The organism is Corynebacterium sp. KPL1986 (assembly GCF_000477975.1).
Lineage (GTDB): Bacteria > Actinomycetota > Actinomycetes > Mycobacteriales > Mycobacteriaceae > Corynebacterium > Corynebacterium accolens.
Window position 1 is genome coordinate 1,170,269 of sequence record NZ_KI515719.1, and the last position, 20,898, is coordinate 1,191,166.

Here is a 20,898-nt window from a genome sequence, read left to right on the forward strand (position 1 = left end):
TGGCTAACCCTGCCAGCGGTCGCGGTTGGCGCCCTCGCGGGTGACCTCTTCCTCGTCTCCGTAGTCGAATTCATCGACCAAGCCACGCCGGGCCTGGGAGGCGCGCTTGCGCTCCGCCGCGGAGACGCGGTTGGTGCCCTTCAGGCGGGCATCCTCGCCGCGGCTGGCCATGGTGGGATCGCCGCCGGTCATCGGCTCCCACTCGAAGGTAATCCCGCCAATGGTCACGGGGCAGCCTTCCACCGCGCCTTGCTTGTGCAGCTCGTCTTCCACGCCGGCCTTGGCCAGGCGGTCCGCCAGGTAGCCCACGGCTTCATCGTTTTCAAAGTCGGTCTGGGTAATCCAGCGTTCGATCTTTTCGCCTTCCACGATGAATCCGCCCTGCACCTCTGGATCCGGGTGCACATTAAAGTCAGCGAAGCTGCCGGTGTGTTTCTTATGCGCCTGCGCCTTGGGGTGGATCACCGTATGGGAAGGATCGCGCTTGGGCTTAGGTTGCGCCTTTTGGTGCTCGGTAACCATCTCCATCAACTTAAACTTCAGCGGCTCGAGGCCCTTGCGCGCAGCAGCGGAAATGATGAAAACGGGCCAGCCGAATTTTTCCTCTAAGTCGTCTTTGACGAACTCTGCCAACTCTTCCGCCTCCGGAACATCGGCCTTATTCAAGATGATAATGCGCGGGCGCTCGCGCAAATCCCCCAAGCCGGTATCGCTTTCCAGCGCGTCCTGGTACTTGGCCAACTCATTTTCCAAAGCCTCAATATCGGATTCCGGATCGCGGCCGGGCTCGATGGATGCGGTATCAACCACGTGTGCCAGCACGGCCGTGCGCTCGATGTGGCGCAGGAAATCCAAGCCCAGCCCCTTACCATCGGCGGCGCCAGGGATAAGCCCCGGAACATCGGCGATGGTAAAGGAGCTATCGCCCATATCCACCACGCCCAAGTTGGGCTGCAAGGTGGTAAACGGGTAGTCACCAATCTTCGGCTTCGCGGCAGAAAGCACCGAAATCAACGAAGACTTACCTGCCGAAGGAAAGCCCACAAGCCCCACATCCGCCATGGATTTCAGCTCCAAGACGAGATCGTGAGCCTGGCCCGGCTCGCCCTGCAACGCAAAGCCCGGCGCCTTGCGGTTTTTGGAGGCCAGCGCCGCGTTGCCCAAGCCGCCGAATCCGCCCTCAGCCGCGACGAAACGCGTGCCCGGCACGGTGAGATCCGCCAGGGTCTCACTCTTTTCCGTGCGGACGACGGTGCCTGCGGGTACCTCCAGAATCAAGTCCTGCCCACGGGCGCCGTTGCGCATATCGCCAGCGCCATTGCCACCGCGCTCGGCCTTAATATGCGGGCGATAGTGAAAGTCCATCAAGGTATGGATCTGCTCTGAGACCTCCAAGATGATATCGCCACCATGGCCACCATTGCCGCCATCCGGCCCGCCCAATGGCTTAAACTTCTCACGGTGGACTGACACGCAGCCATGCCCACCGTCGCCAGCCTGCAAGTGCAAGACAACGCGGTCAATAAAACGTGCCATGATGTGCCACACCCTTCTTAGTTATATCTATTATCTTAGCCAGTGTAATGCGTAGCCAAGCGCGGACTCCAACCCAAGCCTTTTCAACGCATTGAGAGATAAAACGAGAAAATCCTCGGGCTACCCTCACCCGTAGTGAAGGCTGCCCGAGGATTGACCGCTGCGGCTGTGCTTAAGCAGTAGCTTCTGCAGCAACCTCTTCAGCCGGAATGATGTTGACCATGCGGCGGCCACGCTTGATGCCAAACTTTACAGAGCCAGCAGCAAGTGCGAACAAGGTGTCGTCGCCGCCACGGCCAACGTTCTCACCTGGGTGGAACCTGGTACCGCGCTGACGCACGATGATCTCGCCGGCGTTAACCTGCTGACCACCGAAACGCTTGACGCCGAGGCGCTTGGACTCGGAATCGCGACCGTTGTTGGAGCTGGAAGCACCCTTCTTGTGTGCCATGTCGTTTCCCTCCTTCGGGGATGAATTGCAGCCCGGTTAAGGCTTACTTGATACCGGTGATCTTCAAGGTGGTCAGAGGCTGGCGGTGACCTAGGCGCCTCTTGTAACCAGTCTTGTTCTTGTACTTCAGGATATCAATCTTTGGACCTTTACCCTGTTCAACGATTTCCGCGGAAACAGAAACCTTCTCCAAGTCGGAAGCCTTGGACTTCACAGCGGCGCCATCGACGAGCAGAACCGGGGTGAGAGCCACGGCAGAGCCTGGCTCACCCTCGATCTTCTCGACCTTGACGAGGTCACCTTCAGCAACCTTGTACTGCTTGCCGCCGGTCTTGACGATCGCGTACATAGAGGGTTACCCCTTATCTAAACTCGCTCGGACACGGCATCCAGGCCGTCATCCGAATGGACACTTACATATTGCGTTCAGACCTCGCGCGAACATGTCCGCAATTACCGGGCGGCAATTGTGGGCTGATCCAGCGCCGAGAGTTCTAAACAGCGACTGTCAAAGACTACCCCGCCGCGGGTACAAAATACAAACCACGCACTTCGTACCCGCGTGGCGGTGCGCTAGGACGTAGCCCGCCGTGCTACGCGGCGCCGCCGCCGGCCCGCATCCTTAGCGCCAGTCTGCGGGGTCTCCGGCGCGTTAGTAGACGCCTTTTCCCCAGCACGTTCCTGTCGCGCAGCTGCTGCCGGCGCCCCCGTCTTTTTCACCGCGCGCTTCTTCCCACGGCGAATCACCTTGGTCTCGGTCTGCGGGGCGCTAGCCTTCTGGGAATCCTTCTCCCCTTGAACAGGTGTAGCCGAAGGCGTACCCGCGTTGTGCGAGGTGGCTTTATCCCTCGGGTTGGTACGCACCACGCGGCGCTTGCCGCGACGGCCTCCCTGTGCCGGGGAATTCTTCTTCCCGCCACTGATATTTTCGTGGCGCTGCTCCGCCGTCCGCGAGGAGTCCTCGCCCTTATCGCCGTGCTGCGCCTCCTGGGCGTTGGCCCGGTGCGAAGCCTGCACGGTAGCCCGGCGAGAGTTCGGCTGGGTGCGAACACTGCGGCGCCGGCCGCGCCCGCGTGCCTTGCCCTGGGACTGCTGCTGCTCGCCTTCCTGCTGGGCCACATCGTCACCGCGGGCCTTATCGGAGGAACTCGCGGATTCCGCCTGTTGTGGCTGGGCAAAATCCTCTGGGCGCGGGCGATTATCGGAACGCGAATTCCCGCGTGTGCGGCGCTTGCGGCGCGGAGAGGCCTCAAACTCGGCTACTGCCTCCTCGTAGGTCTTCTCCGGCGCATCGGCAACTTCTGCCTTCTTTTCCTCAGCCTTTCCTTCAGCGGCCTGCTGGCGCTTGTTCGGCTGCTCCTGCGCGCGACGGGTCGCAGGCGAGGTCCGCGTTGCCCGGCGCGGCTTCTTGCCCCGCTGGGTGCGCTTCTTCTCCTTCGCCGGTGCTTCTCGGCCATCGGGCACATAGGAATTAAATTCCTGTACCTCATCGCTTTCGGCGGCGTTGTCCGCCGCGGCATAGGCGATGGCCTCAATTTCAGAGACCTCCGATTTCTTCTGGGCCCGTCGACGCTTCTTCTGCTTGCGCTCGCCGCTGCCGCGCTCGTTTCGGTTTCTACGGGAATTTTCGGCGCCCTTTTGTGGCTCCTTGTGCGTGGAGTCGGCGGACTCATCGTCTACGACGACATTGGCCACCAGCTCTTCCAGCGACGGTGACTGCTCGTCCTCGTTGCCGTAGAGCGGTGCGTCCGTCTTCTGGTACTTCTGCGGATGGGAGGTGGCATTCCTGCGGCCCTTGCGGCCCTTCTGCCCCTTCTTCTCCGCGCGCTCGTCCTCATCGTCGTGCTCGTGCATGACCACGGCAGCCGGATGCTGCTGGGGATCGTGCTCAGGCTTCTTGTGAGCCTTGGAGGAACCGTGCGAGTGGTGGCCGGAGTGGTTGTCTTCTGCTTCATCGACCGGGTACTCGTGGATGATGATGCCGCGGCCATGGCAGTGCTCGCATTCGGTGGAAAAGGTCTCTACCAGGCCGGTGCCCAAACGCTTGCGCGTCATTTGCACCAAGCCCAGGGAAGTAACCTCGGACACCTGGTGGCGCGTGCGGTCACGGCCCAAGGCCTCCTTCAGGCGCCGCAAAACCAGATCCTGGTTTTCCGGCAGCACCATGTCAATAAAGTCCACCACAATCATGCCGCCCAGATCGCGCAGGCGCATTTGGCGCACGATTTCCTCGGCAGCCTCCAGGTTATTGCGGGTCACGGTCTCTTCCAGGTTGCCGCCGGAGCCGGTGAACTTGCCGGTGTTGACGTCGATGACAGTCATGGCCTCGGTGCGGTCGATGACCAAGGTGCCGCCAGAGGGCAGCCACACCTTGCGCGAGAGCGCCTTATGCAGCTGCTCATCAATGCGGTAGGCGGCAAAGGCGTCCTGGCCGCCGTGGTCCTTCGGCTTATAGCGCACCACGCGGTCCGCAAGGTCCGGGGCCATGGATTCCACGTAGGCATTGACCGTATTAAAGGAACGCTTCCCATCCACGATCAGGCGGTGGAAATCTTCGTTGAAGAGGTCACGGACAACCTTGATGAGCATATTCGGCTCTTCATAGAGCGTGACCGGCTTAGCGCCCTTGGAGGATTTTTCCTTCTTGGCCTGGGCAGAAATATCTTCCCACCGGTTATGCAGGCGCTGCACATCTGTTGCGATGGCCTCTTCGGGAACGTTTTCGGCAGCGGTGCGGATGATGGCGCCGCCATCGCCTGGCACGACGCGGCCCAAGATGTCCTTCAGGCGCTTGCGCTCCGGTGCCGGCAGCTTGCGCGAGATTCCGGCGCTGCGCCCGCCTGGAACGTAGACGAGGTAGCGCCCGGCCAAGGAAATCCGGGTGGTCAGTCGCGCACCCTTGTGGCCAATCGGGTCCTTTGCCACCTGCACCAAAATCTGGTCGCCGGATTTCAGGGTATTTTCTACCTTCCGGGAGCGCCCATGCAATTTGGTCTTGCGCCAATCAATCTCGCCGGCATAGAGCACACCATTGCGGCCTTGGCCGATGTCCACGAATGCCGCCTCCATAGACGGCAAGACGTTTTGCACGCGGCCTAAGTAAATATTGCCAATGAGGGAGGCCTGGGACTCGGTGGTAACGAAGTGCTCGACCAAGAGGTCATCTTCAAGCACGCCAACCTGCGTGACGACGCCCGCGCCGTCCTCGCGCTGCTTATCGCGCACCACCATGGTGCGCTCCACGGCCTCGCGCCGCGCCAAAAATTCCGCCTGGGAGACGATGTGCTGGCGCTCGCGGCCCTTCTCGCGCAATTCTGCGCGGCGTCGCTTCTGCGCCTCGATGCGGGTGGAGCCGCGGATAGCCTTGGGCTCATCGATAAGCTCCGGCTCCTTATCCGCCGCCTCCTTCTTGGAGCTCTCGTTCCCGCCGCGCCCGCGGGAGGTACCGCGGCGGCCGCGGCGGCGCTTGTCAGAACCCCCGCGCGCTGCCTTATTGCCTGCCTCGGCCTCGTCGGGTTCCGCGTCGTCGCTAGGCTCCGCCGCATCAGCGGCTTCAGCGATCGCCGCCATGTCTGCGGCCTCATCCTCACCAAGCTCGGCGGCGTCCTGCTGCGGTGGCATAAACAGCGGCGCGAAGTCATACGCAGCGGAATCGTCATCCGTCTCCGCGCGCGGGACTATGCGCGGGGCATAGTAATCATCGTCGAAGTCCTCGCCGGCCTCTGCCAACACCTCATGCAGCTTGGCGGGATCCACGGTCCCGGTCGTTTCGCCAGCACCAGCAGCGGCAGCGTCGGTGGCATTAGCGTCGGCATCATCTTCAGCGCGCGCAGACGCGTTCGCCGGCTCAGGATCCGGCAGACGGTCCGGCGCCTGCTTTACATCCGGCAATGCGCTTTTTACCAGCGATGCATCGACCTTTTCCTCAATCTGGGAGATTTCATTATCCACGTTCTTGCGCACGCGATAGCGCAGGTTCTTTTCCTCTTCCGCATCGGCTGCGGTGTTGTCAGCCGGGGCGCTATCTGCCTCCGCGGCATCTGCCTGCGCTGGTTTTTTCTTTGCCGCGGGCGCGGACTTCTTCGTGGCCTTGCGGGTGCGCCGAGCCCGCTTGGTGGTCTTGGCCTTGCTCTCAGGCTTTGCTTCTGCCGGGCTCTCGTCCGCGATTGCAGGCTGCTCCGCATCCGAGCCCCCTTCATGGCGGGCTAGAGCAGCAAAAAGGTCGCCTGCTTCCGCGCGGGTAATGGAGCTCTGCGCGGTCTTGTTCAGGCCCATGTCCTTAAGCTGGGCCACCAGCTGGCGTGACGATAAGCCGAGCTTTTTGGCCAAGGCATACACGCGGGTTTTATCTTTGAGCTCGCTCGGGTCTATGCGCTGGGCCAAAGCCGCGGCTGCCTGGAGGTTTTCAGTTGTTTCTTGAGAGTTCTGTGCCGCCATTAGTTGGGCTTACTCCTGTACTTCGATTGTATGGTGCGTCGGCCACTCGGGCGCAGGCACAGCCCCAAAAAGGACCGCGCCGCTGCCGCACGAATAGCCACGATAAACGCACTGCGTTAAAGCTTGTAGGATTATGAAATTATGCGCGCGCTGCGCGTGAGTTCCATTGTGTCACAGAATCTTGGCGGGGCGAGCAGGCTGTGGGCGATGATACGTTTGAACTTATGGCAGAACTGGCACCACGTCCCGCCCGAACATTATCGCAGTACCGGCAGCGCAATGAGATTACGCCGAAAGAGGCGTGCTTATGCGGCGTTCCGGCCGGCTTTGCCCTCGGTTTTGCTCAAACGGGGGCCAGCTACATGCTGATAGGCGCCGCTGTTTTTGCGGTCTTTGCAGTCATCGGATTAGCGCCCCTCATCCGCCACTATCCCCGCTCCATTGGGGCTAGCCAGGATATCTACCTCGAGGGCGATTACCCCGCCATTGCTTATTGGGCGCCAGTAATTCCAATTGCTCTACCGCTAGCCATGGCCCCGCTATCCGCGGCTGGCTGGTTGCCGGACATTTCCCTGGCCCCACCCGTGGAAGGTATCTTAACCGGCGCGGTGTCGGCGTTCGCACTCCCGCTGGGCTTGTGGGCCATGTTTTCCCAGTCCTTCCGCATTGGCCGCCGCCGCATGCAGCGCATCGTGGCTGAAGATCCCTTAGAAGGGGTCACAGATCATGCCATGCAGCTTGCCGATGCCCACCTCGATATCCTCACCGCCCTCGTCACCGCCGGGGCCGTCCAGGGCAATACGACCACCACTAAGGCTTTGTCCCGCCTGATGCAGGTGGAGCTAGATCCCCTGTCCGATGCGCTCCAGGAACTAAAAAAGCATGGGCTAGTGAAGGTAGAAAATATTGGCCTGCGCTCGAAAATAGAAAGCTGGCGCATCAGCCTCACCCCTACTGGCGTGCGCTGCCTCTATCAAATTGGCAAACGCTAACTTGGCAAACTTTGGTCTCCAGGAAACAACTTTGGGCCAATCCAGAGCATGACGTATACCAGGCCAACCAAAACCGGAATTTCCACGAGGGGTCCGATAGTACCGGCTAACGCTTGAGCAGAGGTGGCACCAAAGGTACCGATGGACACCGCGATGGCTAACTCAAAATTATTTCCCGCTGCGGTAAAGGCCACTGAGGCAGACTGTGCATAATTCATTCCGGCAGCTTTAGCTACGCCCAAAGCCAGAAAGAACATCCCGACAAAGTACAGCATCAGAGGCACCGCTACCCTAACCACCGCTATCGGCTGCTCCACGAGCTGTTCTCCCTGCAGGGAGAACAGTAAGACGATTGTGTACAGCAAACCGATCATTGCCAAAGGAGACACCGCAGGAAGGTAACGGTTTTCGAACCACTCACGCCCTTTAGTTTTCTCTGCCCATACTCGGGAGATAACCCCGAGCAAAAGCGGGATGCCTAAGAATACGAGCACCGAAGTAACAATGGACCAGAAAGAAAATTCGACAGAGGTGGTATCAAGGCCCAGCCATCCCGGCAGTATCTGCAGGTAGAACCACCCCAGGACACCGAACATCGCAACTTGGAAGACAGAGTTAATTGCCACGAGTACTGCCGTGGCTTCCCGGTCCCCACAGGATAAATCTGACCACACCAAGACCATGGCGATGCAGCGGGCAAGACCGACAATAATAAGACCCGTACGCAGCTCCGGTTGATCCGCCAAGAATATCCAGGCCAGTACGAACATGAATGCTGGCCCTACAAGCCAATTCAAGACGATCGACACGGTCATCAACCGCCGATCTGTTGCAATCTCCCGGGTCTTTTCATAGCGCACTTTAGCAAGCGGTGGATACATCATCACCAGCAGCCCTAAAGCAATTGGAAGGGATATACCTCCAACTTCCCAAGCTGAGAGCGCCTTTCCAATTCCCGGAAGAAAATGACCTATAAGCAGGCCAAGAACCATAGCTATGATGATCCACACGGGAAGAAAGCGATCGAGAAAAGCCAAACGCGGCTGCTGTGATGTAGCCATAACCGTCTCCTCTATTGACCCAAGTAGCACTGTATTCTGCACTACTGTAACCGTTCATATCGATGCTCGTCAATATGAATAGATGAGGCAAACGCCCATATACTAAAGGCATGGTTTCTTCGCACGGCACGACCAAAAATCCCCACATCAACGAATGTTGTTCACTCAGCAACGGCCCCATAGACCAGGCCGATTCCGTGCATCTTGCCCAGCAATTCAAGGTACTTGCAGATCCCGCCCGACTTCGTCTTTTATCCATCTTGTGCGATGAAGGCTGCGGCCCGATGAGCGTTTCCGAACTGACCACATTATCCGGTCTCAGCCAGCCGACGGTGTCTCACCATCTTGCAAAATTGCGGGATGCTGGCCTCTTAGCCAAACGGCAAACTGGCCGCACCGTCACCCATGAAGTGCAAAAACAAGCTTTCACCGCACTGTGCAAGTTACTCTCCTTCGATTAAAGAGCCACTAACTATAAAACTTTGAGCTAATATGCCCGCAATTCTGTGAGCCAATCAACGTTTTTAGACCCTTAATAAATCCCTTTATAAAGGAAAAGGCCCGAGCTTAACGCTCGGGCTTCCTTGAAATCTAGCTAGCTTCAGTACTTAGAGATTCGGGAACCAAATTCCAATCTCGCGCTCTGCGGACTCTGGGGAGTCGGAGCCGTGCACGATGTTCTCGCCCACGCTGAGTGCGAAGTCACCGCGGATGGAACCCGGTGCGGCCTTGGAGACTGGGTCGGTGCCACCGGCCAGCTGGCGCCATGCCTCGATGGCGCGCTCGCCTTCAACAACGCCGGCAATCAGCGGTGCGGAGGTGATGAAGTCCACCAGCTCGCCGAAGAATGGCTTGTCCTTGTGCTCTTCGTAGTGCTTTTCTGCGGTCTCGCGGTCAGCCACGCGCAGGTCCAGCTCGGCCAGCTTGAGGCCCTTGCGCTCGATGCGGGCGATGATCTCGCCCACGTGGCCGTTCTTTACGCCGTCCGGCTTAATGAGGATCAATGTACGTTCAGTCATGCCCCATACTGTACCGAATACCCACAACTCGTCCACGACCGAGGGCTATAAGCGGGGGCAGCACAATAGGGCGGCATTAAGTAAGCTGCTGGACTATCTCCGTCGCGCGCTCGTGCGAGGTACCCCGAAACCACAGGCGCACTTGGTTGACCGCCGTACCGAACTGGCCGTTACTCAGCAAACGCTTAATTTCCGCGCGCTGCTCTTTATCCAAATCATCAATGGTGGCTTCTTCTGCCCGCTGAAAATTAGCGCGCAGGGCAAGGGCCAAAAATACGGCGGCAATGATGAGCGCTACCAGCGGCAACCACGGCGCACCCGTGGCCGCGCGGGCAGCGACCGCGGCAATGCAGGCCAGGGCCGCGAGGACGAGATAGACGGTGCGCATGGCCCCTACTTCTGGTTGAGGTGCTGGGTAGTTAAGTAACCGCGCTTCATGCGGGCGATTAAGTTACTGCGCAAATACGCCGCGAGCAGCCACTCCATGCCGAAGATGATGAAGATCGCGGCGATGGACCAGTGCGCCATAAACCCCAGGATAAGCCCCAATAGCTGCGCCCAGACGATGACGGTCAGCGCCCACTTCTTATTCATAAACGCGATCATGCCCAGGTGGAATATCAGGGCACCTACGACCACACCGTAGTTAAACGGCGTCCACAGCGTGCCGTCATACAGCTTGTACAACAGCGGCAGGGCTAAAACGAGCGTGATCGACTCCATGATGAGCGAGCTGGCGATGACCATGCCATTAAAGCTCTTGAGCGGATCCTTGACGGGGTCCTGCCCCAAGCCCAATGGGCCGATTTCATTATCCGCGACTTCATCGCCGCGGCGCGGCGGACGAGGCGGACGAGACGGGCGGGACCGGGGATCAGGGCTGGTCATGCGGGCTCCTTTCCAAACATCGCGCGGGCTTCACCTGCGGTGACCACCGAACCGGTAATGACAATACCGGAGCCGGATTGCACCTCGGATTCCTCGGCCAGCTCCACGGCTTGCGCGTAGGCACCGGGCAGATCATCGGCCACATAGACGCGCTCTTCGCCATAAATATCGCGGGCCGTTTCCGCTAGTTCATAGGCATCGAGCGCGCGCGGCGAGGAATTCTGGGAAATGACTACCTCGCTCAAATACGGCTCCAGCGCGGCGAGGATTCCCTGGGCGTCCTTATCGGCAAAGATGGAGACTACGCCGATAAGCCGCGCGAAGTCGAAATCGCGGTCGAGCGCCGCGCCGAGCGCCTTGGCGCCGTGGGGGTTATGGGCGGCATCGATAAACGTCGTGGGCGAGGTGCGCACGCGCTCAAGGCGGCCGGGCGAAATCGTCTTGGCAAAACCATTGCGCACAGAGGCAATATCCAGAGGATGCCCGGAAGCGGCACCGAAGAAGGCTTCCACCGCCGCAAGGGCAACGGCCGCGTTCTTGGCCTGGTGCTCGCCGTGCAGCGGCAAGAAAATATCCTCATACATGCCGCCGAGGCCCTGGATATTGACCTGCTGGCCACCGACCGCGATGCGGGATTCTAGGGCCGCGAACTCTGCGCCGGAGCGCGCCACGCCCGCATCCATATCCACCGCGCGCTGCAGAATGACCTGCATGGCCTCGGGGACTTGCTCGGCAATAATGGCGATGTTTTCGTTCGGGGTCAGCGGGTCTTCGGCATCGGCGCGGCGCTTGATGATGCCCGCCTTCTCCCCCGCAATCTCCCGAATATCGCTGCCCAGGTAATCCGTGTGGTCAAGACCCACCGGGGTGATTACGGAGACGTCTGCATTGACCACGTTCGTGGCATCCCACAGCCCGCCGAGGCCAACCTCGACGACGGCGACGTCAACGGGGGCATCGGCAAACGCTGCATAGGACAGGCCCACCAGGACCTCGAACTTGGACATGGGGACATCGGAACGCGCATCCACCATCTCCACATACGGCTTGATTTCGTGCCACAGGCGCACGTAGTCGCGCGGGTGGATGGGCCGGCCATCGATGCCGATGCGCTCGGTGACCCGCTGCAGGTGCGGGCTGGTGACCAGGCCCACGCGGCGGTGGAAGGAACGCAGCAGCGAATCGACCATGCGCGCGGTAGAAGACTTGCCGTTGGTGCCCGCGATGTGGATGACATCAAAGGATTGCTCGGGGTGGCCGAGCAAATCCATGAGCATCTCGATGCGCTCCAGGGTGGGCTCGATCTTGGTCTCCGGCCAGCGCTGGTTGAGCTCGTCTTCCACCTCACCGAGCGCCTGCAGCTCCTCCGGGGATACCTCTTGGGGCGCGGCGTCATTATATTCTTCGTCCTCGCCCATGCCCAGGTTCAGGGTCAGGCCCGATTCCGTGATCTCCACCGGGGTGCCATCGGTACCCTCCTTGAGGGCGTCGACGATCTCAAAATCGTCCTCTCCCCCGGCGGCCTCGCCATTGCCGTTGGCGTCGTGATTGAAGCGCTGATCTGACACTACTTAAGGCCCTCCAAACGGCTGGTAATGCGCTCGACTTCCTCGCGCGCGATGTCTTGGCGCGCCCGAATCTTATTGACCACGTCTTCCGGCGCCTTGGCCAGGAAGTTCTCATTGCCCAGCTTTTTGCCTGTCTGTTCCAGTTCCTTATTGGCCTTGGCCAGATCCTTTTCCAGGCGCTTGCGCTCGGCTTCAACGTCGACCGCACCGTGGGTATCCAGCGTGACCTCCACGGTGGCCTGGGACAGACGCACCTCAATGGAGGCCGAGGGGTTAAAGTCCTCGTCCGGCGCGGTGGTATTGGCCAGGTTGCGGACCAATTCCTCTTGGTCCTGCAGGTCTGCCGCGGCGAAGTCGAGGCGGCCCGGTACCTTCTGCGATGGCTTGACGCCCTGATCGGAGCGGAAGCGGCGCAGCTCGGTGATGAGCTTATCGGCATCGTCAATGCGGCGGGCGGCCACCGCGTCCTTGGTGGCGCCGCCGTTGGTATCGGCCACCGTGGGCCATGGGGCGATGACGATGGATTCCCCGCCGGTCAATGCCTTCCACAGCACCTCGGTCACATACGGCATGGTGGGGTGCAATAGGCGCAGCACCACGTCGATGACGCGGCCCAAAACGATCTGGGTATTGCGGCCTTCTACCGTTTCGCCATCACGCGGGATCTGCGTCTTGGCAATCTCCAGGTACCAGTCACAGAGCTCATCCCAGGTGAAGTGGTAAAGCAGCTCGTTGGCCTTGGCAAATTGATAATCGTCCAAGTAGGCATCGACCTGAGTGCGCACCTCTTCGGCGCGGTCGAGGATCCAGCGGTCGGCATCGGAAAGCTCCGTGCGTTTTGGCAGCGGTGCCACGCCGGCGCCGTTCATCAGCGCGAACTTGGTGGCATTAAAGAGCTTGGTGGCAAAGTTACGCGATGCCGCGGCGGCATCAGAGCCCAGCGGCAAATCCACGCCCGGGTTGGCGCCGCGGGCAAGGGTAAAGCGCAGCGCATCGGCGCCGTAATCGCGCACCCAGTCCATCGGGTCAATGCCATTGCCCAGGGACTTGGACATCTTGCGGCCCTGCTCATCGCGCACAAGGCCGTGCAGGTAGAGGTCCTTGAAAGGAATCTGCGGGCAGCCATCGGTGCCCTCACCCAAAAGCTCTGGGGTCTTGGTGCCGGCGAAGGTGCCGAACATCATCATGCGCGCGACCCAGAAGAACAAGATGTCATAGGCCGTAACGAGCACGTTGGTGGGATAGAACTTCTCCAGATCCGGGGTCTTATCGGGCCAGCCCAGGGTGGAAAATGGCCACAGCGCCGAAGAGAACCAGGTATCAAGGACATCCGGATCCTGCTCGTAGCCTGCCGGCGGCTCCTCATCGGGGCCGACGCACACGATGTCGCGTTCGACCTCGCCGGACTCGTTCGTGCGCTCCGGGCCGTACCAAATGGGGATGCGGTGGCCCCACCACAGCTGGCGGGAAATGCACCAATCGTGCATGTCATCGACCCACTCGAAATAGCGCGGCTCCAGCGACTGCGGGTGCAAGACGGTATCGCCCTCGCGCACGGCATCGCCAGAGGCCTTCGCCATCTGCGCGACATCGACGAACCACTGCAGCGATAGGCGCGGCTCGATGGGCTCGCCGGAGCGCTCCGAGTGGCCCACGGAGTGGACATAGGGGCGGATTTCTTTGACGATGCGCCCCTGCTCCCGCAGCGCCTCCCGGATTTCCACGCGCGCTTCTTCGCGCGTCATGCCATCAAAGCGGGTGCCGGTATGCGCGATGTGGCCGGTGGTATCCATGACCGTCGGCATATCCAAGTTATGGCGGGTGCCCATGGCGTAGTCATTGGGATCGTGAGCTGGGGTGATCTTTACCGCACCGGTACCAAACTCCATGTCCACATAATCATCGGCGATGATCTTCAGCTTCAAGTCATCGCGGAAGGGGTGATCCAATTCTTGGCCCACGAGGTGGGCGTAGCGCTCATCGTCGGGGTGGACGGCAATGGCGACATCGCCAAGCATGGTTTCCACACGCGTGGTGGCAACAATGAGGTGCGGCTCATCGTCATTGAGCGAGCCATAGCGGATGGAGACCAGCTCGCCCTCGACGTCCTTGTAGACGACCTCGATATCAGAAACGGCGGTCTCTAGCACCGGTGACCAGTTGACCAGGCGGTTGGCCCGGTAAATCATGCCCTCATCGTAGAGGTTCTTAAAGATGGTCTGTACCGCACGCGACAGGCCCTCATCCAGGGTAAAGCGCTCGCGGGTCCAGTCCACGGAGTCACCGATGGCGCGCATCTGGTTCTGGATGGTGCCACCGAATTCTTCCTTCCATTCCCAGACCTTGTTGATGAATTCCTCGCGCTCATAGTCCCAGCGCTTCTTTCCCTCCTGCTCACGCAGACGGGCCTCCACCTTGGTCTGGGTGGCGATGCCTGCGTGGTCAGCGCCCGGCAGCCACAGGGTGGCATAGCCCTGCATGCGCTTGCGGCGAATGATGGAGTCGATCAGAGTGTGGTCCAAGGCGTGGCCCATGTGCAGCTGGCCGGTGACGTTCGGCGGCGGCAGCACGATGGAATAGGGCTCCGCCTCCGAGGATGCATCCGGGGTGAAGTAACCGGCGCTTACCCAGCCTTCGTAGAGGTCTTTTTCTACTGCCTGCGGCTCCCAGGACTTGGGAAGCTGGTCCGCGCGGTTGGTGCCAACGAGTTGCTCTTTATTCTGATCAGTCACCTGGCCAACTCTACCCTGTGCGTCAACTGGCACCACCGGCCTGTCTAGAGTAAGGGCATGTCTCACAACCCTGGCCACCGCGCCCGCCTCCGCACCCGTTACTTCACCCAAGCCAAAGACAACTCTCAGGCCTTCGCGTGCCTGACGAGCTACGACTGCTTGACCGCCGAAATCTTCGATGAAGCCGGGGTCGATCTCCTGCTCGTCGGCGATTCCCTGGCCAACGTGGTGCTGGGCCGCGAAACCACGCTCTCGCTCACCCTCGATGAGATGATCCCGCTGGCCACCGCGGTGGTTGCTTCGACCTCCCGCGCCTTCGTGGTGGTGGACCTTCCCTTCGGCTCCTATGAGGACGGCCCCTCCCAGGCGCTGGAGACCGCGGTGCGCGTCATGAAGGAAACCGGCGCGCAGGCCGTGAAGCTGGAGGGCGGTGCGGAGCGCGCTCCCATTGTTGCCGCGCTTGTCGCCGCCGGCATCCCGGTCTGCGCCCACATTGGCTTTACACCCCAGCAGGTCCACGCCTTGGGCGGCTTCGTGGTCCAAGGCCGGGGTGCCGGTGCGGAGAAGCTTCACGACGACGCCCGCGCCCTCGCCGAGGCCGGCGCCTTCGCCGTGGTTCTGGAGATGGTCCCGGCAGCCCTTGCTGAGCAGGTGACCAAGGAGCTGCCCATCCCCACCATCGGCATCGGCGCCGGCGCGCAGACCGACGGTCAGATTCTGGTGTGGACCGATGCCTTCGGCCTGGGAGGTCCCAAGGCGCCGCGTTTTGTGCGCCGCTACGCGAATCTGCGCGGCGCGCTGCTGGAAGGAGCGAAGGACTATGTCGCAGATGTGGGTGAACGTTCCTTCCCCAACGCCGAGGAGTCTTTCGAGGACTAAGGTCTTAAGCCATGCAGATCCTCACAACTAAATCCGAACTCCGTGCCTTCCGCGCGGCAGCGTCCGGTTCCGTGGGTTTGGTGCCCACGATGGGCGCGCTTCACGACGGCCACGCTTCCCTCATTCGCCGCGCCCGCGAAGACAACGACACCGTGGTGTGCTCGGTCTTTGTCAATCCCCTCCAGTTCACGGACCTGGGCGACTGCGAAGACTACCGCGCCTACCCGCGCACCCTCGACGCGGATGCCGCACTGCTGGACTCGTTGGGAGTCGATGCGGTCTTCGCCCCCAGCGTGGAGGAAATGTACCCGGGTGGCACCCCGCGGGTGTGGGTGCGCACGGGTGAGATGGGCTCGGTCTTGGAAGGTGCCTCGCGCCCCGGCCACTTTGACGGCGTGGCCACCGTGGTGAGCAAGCTGTTTCACCTTGTCACACCAGACCGCGCTTATTTTGGGCAAAAGGATGCGCAGCAAGTAGCGATCATCCGCCGCCTGGTGGCGGACCTCGACCTGCCGCTGGACATCATCAGCGTGCCCATCGTGCGCGCAACGGACGGCGTGGCCGAGTCCAGCCGCAATGCGCGCCTCAGTGCCGCCGAGCGTGAGCAGGCGGTCGCCTTATCCCAGGCACTCTTCGCGCTGCAGGATGGCGCCTCACGTGAAGAAGCTGAGGCCCAGCTCGCTTCCTCCCCCGGCGTGACGGTGGATTACCTCACCGTGGTGGACCCGGCCACGCTCGAGCCCGTAGATGCACAACACCGGCCCGCCTTGGCGCTGGTAGCAGCGCATGTGGGGCCGGTGCGGCTCATCGATAACTTGGTGCTGGAGGCTTAACCTTTCAGCAGGTGGGCTACGGCCTCGCGCTCCTCACGCAGCTCCTGCACGGAGGCCTCGATGCGCTCCTTCTGGAAATCGCTGAGCTCCAGGCCTTGGACGATTTCCCACTTGCCGTCGCGGCAGATGGTGGGAAAGCCGCAGATGAGGCCCTCATCGACACCGTAGGAGCCATCCGAAGGCACGGCGGCGGTGCGCCAATCCTCGGTGCCGTGGACCCAATCGTGCATGTGGTCCACGGCCGCAGATGCAGCCGACGCCGCGGACGAGCTGCCGCGCACCTCGATGATCTCCGCGCCGCGCTTGGCCACCTTGGGGATCATCTCCTCGCGGTACCACTGCTCATCTACCTCCGCGTTGGAGAAAGCGATATCCGGGAACTGGGTGGCGGAGTGGTTGCCCCAGACCGCAATCTTGGAAAAGTCCTTGGTGGCCTTGCCCGTCTTGGCCGCCAGCTGGCCCAAGGTGCGGTTATGGTCCAGGCGCATGAGCGCGTTGAACTGGGAGTTATCCAAATCCGGCGCGCTATGCGCGGCAATCAGCGCGTTAGTATTGGCGGGATTGCCCACCACCAGCACGCGAACATCGCGCGCCGCGTAGTCATTGATGGCCTTGCCCTGCTCATTAAAGATGGCGCCGTTGGCCTCGAGCAGGTCCGCGCGCTCCATGCCCTTGCTGCGCGGGCGGGAGCCGACGAGGAATGCGGCGGAGGCATCCTCGAAGGCGACCTTGAGGTCATCTGTCACCGCAATCGAATTCACCAGCGGCAGGGCGGAATCGCGCAGCTCCATGGCCACGCCCTCGGCCTTTTCTACTACCGCGGGGATTTCCAAGAGGGCAAGGTCTACCGGGGTGTCCTTGCCAAATACGTCGCCTGCGGCAATCCGCCACAGCAGGGAGTAGGCGATATTTCCGGCGGCGCCGGTAACGGTTACTTTTACTGGCTGGGTCATGCTCATTCCTCCTCATATGTCGTGGAGTTGTAAGCGTCCCTCATGCACGCCACCCTCCACGGGATGTATCTACCCCCGAGCTTAGCGCTATACGGAGGTAGCGTGTTGTGAAATAAATCCCCCTCTTTCGGAGGGAAAACGCCGCCAAATTTCCGGATATTACCCCCGTTTACCTCCAAATTAACGCCCCCAATGGGCACATACCTCCCGCGGGGTGGGGCTAATCGGGCATGATGGAAGCGGCACAGACCCCACTGGGGAGCGCGCTTGCAGGGATGCATTCACTGCCTGTGGGCGGCTGCACGGTGGCCAACCACTGCCGCATCAAACCAGCATGAGGCCGGCCGTGCAGTTCCCGAGACACTACCCACCATCGCCACATCGGCGCCGCGAAGCAGAGATAGGACACATGCTATGAGCACTGAGCACACCGAACCGCTGCACGCTGCGGAGCAGGCGGAGGACTCCGACACTCACGCTGCGGATTCCATCAGCACCGATGCCGTGGTGGATATCGCCATTTCCCAGTTTTCCGCGTGGGGTTTTTCTGAAACCAAGCTGGATACCATCGCCGCGGAATCCGGCATGTCCAAGCGCATGATTCACTACCACTTTGGCGATAAGCAGGGCCTGTATTTAAGCGCTCTAAGCACCGCCGCCGAGCGCCTCCGCCCTGACGAAGAAGACCTGGAACTCGATTCCGCGGTCCCAGTCGAGGGCGTGCGCAAGCTGGTGGACTGGATCTTCTGGCAGTACGTCAACCACCCCGAGGCCATCCGCATGATGACCTGGGAAACCGCCCAGTCCATCGTGGGCTCTTCCACCAATCCCGTGGCGGATTTTAGCGGCGTCGCCCTTCACCTCGATCGCCTGCTCATGCTGGGCCAGGACGCCGGCGCCTTCCGCCCGGGCATTTCCACCAACGATATTTTCACCATCATCGCCTCGCTCACCTCGTACCGCGTGACCAACCGGGCGATGATGGACAACCTGTTGGGCGTGGATATGTCCAGCCAGGCAAATACCGACGGCATGCACCGGCTTACCGTCGATGCCGTGCTGGCATTCCTCACCGCCAATATCCCCGATTCCGGCCACGAGTCTTATTTGGTGCCTTCTGATGCCGACGAGGGCGATGAAGCCTCCCCGCAAGATATCTACGGCGAGGCATAAAAGTAGGGGCACCGGCTGCTTGCCGGTGCCCCCTTCTCACTAAGCCGATTCCTTCGCCTCATCCTTGTAGGTGAATTCGGGCTCTGCGCCCTGGGTGACGCAGTCTGCGGTGATGTGCACGGCGGAAATATCTTCTCTGTCTGGCAGCTCAAACATCACTGGAACGAGCAGCTCTTCCAGGATCGCGCGCAGGCCGCGCGCGCCGGTTTTGCGCTCGAGGGCGAGCTCAGCGATAGCATCCAGCGCCCCGTCCTCCATGTGCAGCTCGCAGTCATCCATCTCAAATAGGCGGCTGTACTGCTTGAGTAGCGAGTTCTTGGGCTCAGTAAGCACCTTGACCAGGGCCTCGCGGTCCAAGTTATCCACCGTCGCCACCACGGGCAGGCGGCCGATAAATTCTGGGATCAAGCCGAACTTCACGAGGTCTTCCGGGCGCACCTGGGAGAATAGGTCCACCTTTTCCCGCTCGTCTTCGGTGCCCAGCTTCGCGCCAAAGCCAACGCCCTTCTTGCCCACGCGATCCGCGATCACCTGGTCGAGGCCCGCAAACGCGCCAGCAACAATGAAGAGGATATTGGAGGTATCTAGCTGGATAAATTCCTGGTTCGGGTGCTTGCGCCCGCCCTGTGGCGGGATGGCGGCCACGGTTCCCTCCAGGATCTTCAGCAGCGCCTGCTGCACGCCCTCGCCGGAGACATCGCGGGTAATGGAGGGGTTTTCAGACTTGCGGGAAATCTTATCCACCTCGTCGACGTAGATGATGCCGCGCTGGGCACGCTCCACGTCAAAGTCCGCTGCCTGCAGCAGCTTCAAGAGGATATTTTCTACGTCTTCGCCCACATAACCGGCCTCGGTCAAGCTGGTGGCATCCGCGATGGCGAAAGGCACATCCAGCAGGCGCGCCAAGGTCTGCGCCAGGTAGGTCTTACCGGAACCGGTAGGCCCCAGCATCAAAATATTGGACTTAGAGATCTCTACCTCTTCGCCCTCGGCCTTCTTCCGGCGCGCATCCAACGCGGCGGATTCTTCAGCCTTAATGCGCTTGTAGTGGTTATACACCGCTACCGACAGCACGCGCTTGGCCTTGTCCTGGCCAATGACGTACTTATCCAAAAAGGAAGAAATCTGCGAAGGCTTGGGCAGGCGCACCTCCGCCTCGGAAGACTCCTCGGCCTGCTCGTGGCCGAGCTCTTCTTCAATAATCTCATTGCAGAGCTCGATGCACTCATCGCAGATGTAGACCCCGCCACCGGCAATGAGCTTTTTCACCTGCTTTTGGCTCTTTCCGCAGAAGGAACACTTCAGGAGATCAGCGCTTTCTTGCATACGTGCCATTCAGTACTTTCACACTCGCTCTTTTTTACCGCTTTTAAAGGTGGGTAGGAAGGCTCGCTCACTTCCGTCCCCGCGGTTGGTTGTTCAAAAATCTACCTTAGTAAATCAACCCGACACGGCTCCTATTCATTCCCTCCGCGTGGCGAAATTCGCAGATCTTTATCCGCCCACACCACTAAACTTGAGATTGGATCCTCTACTTCCTCCACCACCGCCGAAGGAGCCATTTCATGTTTGACCTCACCAACCGTACCGCGATTGTCACGGGCGGGGCTGCGGGCATCGGCAAGGGCATCGTTGCCTCCCTGCGCGAAGCCGGCGCCAACGTCATCATCGCCGATATTGATACCGACAAGGCCGAAGCCACCGCCGCAGAGCTCGGTGCCACCGCCTACCCCGTCGATGTCACCGATAGGGCCTCCATCAAAGAAATGTTTGCCAAGGTCCACGCCGCACACGGGGCGATCGACATCGTCTGTTCCAATGCCGGGATCTTTCCCAACTGCCCGCTGGAAGAGATGACCGATAAACAGTGGGAGACAATGTTTGAAATCAACACCCACGGCACGTTCAAGGTCGTGCAAGAAGCCCTGCCGTATATGAAGGAGCGCGGCTACGGGCGCATCGTTATCACCACCTCCATTACCGGCTCGCACACCGGCTTTCCCGGTTGGGCACATTACGGCGCCTCCAAGGCGGCCCAACAGGGCTTTATCCGCTCCGCTGCCCTAGAAATCGCCCGCGATGGCATCACCATCAATGGCGTTTTGCCCGGAAATATCCTCACCGAAGGCCTCGAAGCGCAGGGCCAGGACTACCTCGATGAAATGACGCGCTCCATCCCGCTGCACCGGCTTGGCAGCCCCCGCGATATTGGCAATGCCGCGGCCTTCCTCGCCTCCACCGAGGCCGGATATATCACCGGCCAAACGCTCATTATTGATGGCGGCCAGCTCCTGCCCGAAACCCCGGAGGCCATCCTGCCGCCGCGCTAGCGCTTGCCGATGCCCAGCCCTATAACGCAGATAACCCCGCCGACAC

Annotated in this window: 18 protein-coding genes; 6 read left to right on the forward strand and 12 right to left on the reverse strand. The window is 60.8% G+C overall.

Features of this window, described 5'->3' with window-relative positions; translation table 11 throughout:
• Window positions 1-3: 3 nt before the first annotated feature.
• The 4 genes from obgE to HMPREF1287_RS05440 all read right to left on the reverse strand — a co-directional run bounded on the left by obgE (window position 4) and on the right by HMPREF1287_RS05440 (window position 6,424).
• Window positions 4-1,536 (reverse strand): GTPase ObgE, encoded by a 1,533-nt coding sequence (gene obgE, locus HMPREF1287_RS05425; RefSeq protein WP_023017083.1) that lies wholly within the window; start codon window positions 1,534-1,536, stop codon window positions 4-6.
• 172 nt (window positions 1,537-1,708) lie between these two features.
• Window positions 1,709-1,987 carry a 50S ribosomal protein L27 gene (gene rpmA, locus HMPREF1287_RS05430; protein WP_023017082.1) on the reverse strand — a complete coding sequence of 93 codons (279 nt, stop codon included), beginning with the start codon at window positions 1,985-1,987 and terminating at the stop codon, window positions 1,709-1,711.
• Window positions 1,988-2,030: 43 nt separating this feature from the next.
• Window positions 2,031-2,336, reverse strand: coding sequence for a 50S ribosomal protein L21 (gene rplU, locus HMPREF1287_RS05435; protein WP_005277949.1), 306 nt, complete (start codon window positions 2,334-2,336; stop codon window positions 2,031-2,033).
• 224 nt (window positions 2,337-2,560) lie between these two features.
• Window positions 2,561-6,424, reverse strand: a complete 3,864-nt coding sequence (locus HMPREF1287_RS05440) for a translation initiation factor IF-2 N-terminal domain-containing protein (protein ID WP_023017081.1) — start codon at window positions 6,422-6,424, stop codon at window positions 2,561-2,563.
• 224 nt (window positions 6,425-6,648) lie between these two features.
• On the opposite strand from HMPREF1287_RS05440, the gene HMPREF1287_RS05445 reads away from it, so the two are divergent.
• Window positions 6,649-7,416 carry a hypothetical protein gene (locus HMPREF1287_RS05445; protein ID WP_034654308.1) on the forward strand — a complete coding sequence of 256 codons (768 nt, stop codon included), beginning with the start codon at window positions 6,649-6,651 and terminating at the stop codon, window positions 7,414-7,416.
• On the opposite strand, the gene arsB is transcribed toward HMPREF1287_RS05445, so the two are convergent.
• Window positions 7,413-8,477: an ACR3 family arsenite efflux transporter gene (gene arsB, locus HMPREF1287_RS05450; RefSeq protein WP_023017079.1), complete on the reverse strand. Its 1,065-nt coding sequence runs from the start codon at window positions 8,475-8,477 to the stop codon at window positions 7,413-7,415. The two genes, HMPREF1287_RS05445 and arsB, sit on opposite strands and share 4 nt — an antisense overlap.
• A gap of 110 nt (window positions 8,478-8,587) precedes the next feature.
• Here arsB and HMPREF1287_RS12095 point away from each other — a divergent pair, with 110 nt between their 5' ends.
• Window positions 8,588-8,938: a metalloregulator ArsR/SmtB family transcription factor gene (locus tag HMPREF1287_RS12095; protein ID WP_023017078.1), complete on the forward strand. Its 351-nt coding sequence runs from the start codon at window positions 8,588-8,590 to the stop codon at window positions 8,936-8,938.
• A gap of 147 nt (window positions 8,939-9,085) precedes the next feature.
• On the opposite strand, the gene ndk is transcribed toward HMPREF1287_RS12095, so the two are convergent.
• The 5 genes from ndk to HMPREF1287_RS05475 form a co-directional block, all read right to left on the reverse strand.
• Window positions 9,086-9,496: a nucleoside-diphosphate kinase gene (gene ndk / locus HMPREF1287_RS05455; RefSeq protein ID WP_005277934.1), complete on the reverse strand. Its 411-nt coding sequence runs from the start codon at window positions 9,494-9,496 to the stop codon at window positions 9,086-9,088.
• 76 nt (window positions 9,497-9,572) lie between these two features.
• Entirely contained in the window at window positions 9,573-9,884 is a 312-nt protein-coding gene (locus tag HMPREF1287_RS05460) for a hypothetical protein (protein WP_023017077.1), read from the reverse strand.
• Between the two features lie 5 nt (window positions 9,885-9,889).
• Window positions 9,890-10,384, reverse strand: coding sequence for a DUF4233 domain-containing protein (locus tag HMPREF1287_RS05465; protein ID WP_005284398.1), 495 nt, complete (start codon window positions 10,382-10,384; stop codon window positions 9,890-9,892).
• Entirely contained in the window at window positions 10,381-11,952 is a 1,572-nt protein-coding gene (locus HMPREF1287_RS05470) for a folylpolyglutamate synthase/dihydrofolate synthase family protein (RefSeq protein ID WP_005277926.1), read from the reverse strand. Before HMPREF1287_RS05470 ends, HMPREF1287_RS05465 begins: the two co-directional genes overlap by 4 nt.
• Window positions 11,952-14,684 carry a valine--tRNA ligase gene (locus HMPREF1287_RS05475; RefSeq protein ID WP_023017076.1) on the reverse strand — a complete coding sequence of 911 codons (2,733 nt, stop codon included), beginning with the start codon at window positions 14,682-14,684 and terminating at the stop codon, window positions 11,952-11,954. The genes HMPREF1287_RS05470 and HMPREF1287_RS05475 overlap by 1 nt, the downstream gene beginning before the upstream one ends.
• Window positions 14,685-14,741: 57 nt before the next feature.
• Here HMPREF1287_RS05475 and panB point away from each other — a divergent pair, with 57 nt between their 5' ends.
• Both panB and panC read left to right on the forward strand, forming a co-directional pair.
• Window positions 14,742-15,563, forward strand: a complete 822-nt coding sequence (gene panB, locus HMPREF1287_RS05480; RefSeq protein ID WP_023017075.1) for a 3-methyl-2-oxobutanoate hydroxymethyltransferase — start codon at window positions 14,742-14,744, stop codon at window positions 15,561-15,563.
• Between the two features lie 11 nt (window positions 15,564-15,574).
• Window positions 15,575-16,396, forward strand: coding sequence for a pantoate--beta-alanine ligase (panC, locus tag HMPREF1287_RS05485; protein ID WP_005284412.1), 822 nt, complete (start codon window positions 15,575-15,577; stop codon window positions 16,394-16,396).
• On the opposite strand, the gene HMPREF1287_RS05490 is transcribed toward panC, so the two are convergent.
• Entirely contained in the window at window positions 16,393-17,355 is a 963-nt protein-coding gene (locus HMPREF1287_RS05490) for a malate dehydrogenase (protein ID WP_034654179.1), read from the reverse strand. The two genes, panC and HMPREF1287_RS05490, sit on opposite strands and share 4 nt — an antisense overlap.
• A 408-nt stretch (window positions 17,356-17,763) precedes the next feature.
• On the opposite strand from HMPREF1287_RS05490, the gene HMPREF1287_RS05495 reads away from it, so the two are divergent.
• On the forward strand, window positions 17,764-18,522 hold the full coding sequence (locus HMPREF1287_RS05495) for a TetR/AcrR family transcriptional regulator (protein WP_005277915.1): 759 nt from the start codon (window positions 17,764-17,766) through the stop codon (window positions 18,520-18,522).
• Between the two features lie 39 nt (window positions 18,523-18,561).
• On the opposite strand, the gene clpX is transcribed toward HMPREF1287_RS05495, so the two are convergent.
• Window positions 18,562-19,857: an ATP-dependent Clp protease ATP-binding subunit ClpX gene (gene clpX / locus HMPREF1287_RS05500; protein ID WP_023017073.1), complete on the reverse strand. Its 1,296-nt coding sequence runs from the start codon at window positions 19,855-19,857 to the stop codon at window positions 18,562-18,564.
• Window positions 19,858-20,087: 230 nt separating this feature from the next.
• Here clpX and fabG point away from each other — a divergent pair, with 230 nt between their 5' ends.
• Window positions 20,088-20,852: a 3-oxoacyl-ACP reductase FabG gene (fabG, locus tag HMPREF1287_RS05505; protein WP_023017072.1), complete on the forward strand. Its 765-nt coding sequence runs from the start codon at window positions 20,088-20,090 to the stop codon at window positions 20,850-20,852.
• Window positions 20,853-20,898 lie beyond the last annotated feature (46 nt).

Excerpts from the sequence above, each read along its gene's own strand:
- obgE (WP_023017083.1), bottom strand. The coding sequence starts at position 1,536 with ATGGCACGTTTTATTGACCGCGTTGTCTTGCACTTGCAGGCTGGCGAC.
- rpmA (WP_023017082.1), bottom strand. The coding sequence starts at position 1,987 with ATGGCACACAAGAAGGGTGCTTCCAGCTCCAACAACGGTCGCGATTCC.
- rplU (WP_005277949.1), bottom strand. The coding sequence starts at position 2,336 with ATGTACGCGATCGTCAAGACCGGCGGCAAGCAGTACAAGGTTGCTGAA.
- HMPREF1287_RS05440 (WP_023017081.1), bottom strand. The coding sequence starts at position 6,424 with ATGGCGGCACAGAACTCTCAAGAAACAACTGAAAACCTCCAGGCAGCC.
- HMPREF1287_RS05445 (WP_034654308.1), top strand. The coding sequence starts at position 6,649 with ATGGCAGAACTGGCACCACGTCCCGCCCGAACATTATCGCAGTACCGG.
- arsB (WP_023017079.1), bottom strand. The coding sequence starts at position 8,477 with ATGGCTACATCACAGCAGCCGCGTTTGGCTTTTCTCGATCGCTTTCTT.
- HMPREF1287_RS12095 (WP_023017078.1), top strand. The coding sequence starts at position 8,588 with ATGGTTTCTTCGCACGGCACGACCAAAAATCCCCACATCAACGAATGT.
- ndk (WP_005277934.1), bottom strand. The coding sequence starts at position 9,496 with ATGACTGAACGTACATTGATCCTCATTAAGCCGGACGGCGTAAAGAAC.
- HMPREF1287_RS05460 (WP_023017077.1), bottom strand. The coding sequence starts at position 9,884 with ATGCGCACCGTCTATCTCGTCCTCGCGGCCCTGGCCTGCATTGCCGCG.
- HMPREF1287_RS05465 (WP_005284398.1), bottom strand. The coding sequence starts at position 10,384 with ATGACCAGCCCTGATCCCCGGTCCCGCCCGTCTCGTCCGCCTCGTCCG.
- panB (WP_023017075.1), top strand. The coding sequence starts at position 14,742 with ATGTCTCACAACCCTGGCCACCGCGCCCGCCTCCGCACCCGTTACTTC.
- panC (WP_005284412.1), top strand. The coding sequence starts at position 15,575 with ATGCAGATCCTCACAACTAAATCCGAACTCCGTGCCTTCCGCGCGGCA.
- HMPREF1287_RS05490 (WP_034654179.1), bottom strand. The coding sequence starts at position 17,355 with ATGAGCATGACCCAGCCAGTAAAAGTAACCGTTACCGGCGCCGCCGGA.
- HMPREF1287_RS05495 (WP_005277915.1), top strand. The coding sequence starts at position 17,764 with ATGAGCACTGAGCACACCGAACCGCTGCACGCTGCGGAGCAGGCGGAG.
- clpX (WP_023017073.1), bottom strand. The coding sequence starts at position 19,857 with ATGGCACGTATGCAAGAAAGCGCTGATCTCCTGAAGTGTTCCTTCTGC.
- fabG (WP_023017072.1), top strand. The coding sequence starts at position 20,088 with ATGTTTGACCTCACCAACCGTACCGCGATTGTCACGGGCGGGGCTGCG.